At 49.4% G+C, this 613-nt stretch carries 1 protein-coding gene; it reads right to left on the bottom strand.

The annotated features are described in order from the left end of the window. The coding region (locus tag J7I42_RS29090; RefSeq protein WP_209142901.1) for a phosphopantetheine-binding protein at positions 1-613 on the bottom strand (613 nt) is incomplete at both ends.

The following is a 613-nucleotide window of genomic DNA, read 5'->3' as shown; positions in this document are numbered from 1 at the left end:
GATGTTATATCCAGGCTTTGCTGGACCGATGTTCCTATATTATTGATAGCAGCGGCTGCTGATTGTTCATCGGCTGCCTCTATCTCATACAACTGAATGGAGGGCTGACAGCTGCCATATTCCTGCAGCCACTGGTTTTCACTTTGCTGGTAGCGCATGCGAAGACCATCGTGGTGTGCTACTAAAAAGCGCAGCACCGTATTTAATTCTTCGCCGGTAATACTTTTATCGATTTGTAGTAAAACGTCCTGGTTGTAATGATTGATGCCGCCCTGGTCCTGACCGAGGAACCATTGTTGAATGGGCAGCAATCGGACGGGACCACTTAACAGCCCCTGTTCCGTTTGTGTTTTGTTGTCGTTCGTTTGCTGTGAGGTTATCAGGGCAGCGAGCTGGGCAATGGTCTGGCTGGAGAACAGGTCGCTTACCTGTAGTATGTATCCCTGTTTTCTTGCACGGCTTACAACCTGAATGGTGATGATCGAGTCTCCGCCCAGTTCAAAGAAGTTGTCATCGATACCAACCTGCTCTACGCCCAGCAGTTCCTGCCAAATAGCAGCAAGTGCCTGTTCTGCTTCATTACGGGGAGCCCTGTAAGTTTGGTTAGGGTCTG

The sequence above is a fragment of the Niastella soli genome, assembly GCF_017742245.1.
GTDB classification, from domain to species: domain Bacteria; phylum Bacteroidota; class Bacteroidia; order Chitinophagales; family Chitinophagaceae; genus Niastella; species Niastella soli.
The sequence above is the reverse complement of the archived record's forward strand: the minus strand, read 5'-3'. Positions and strand labels throughout refer to the sequence as shown.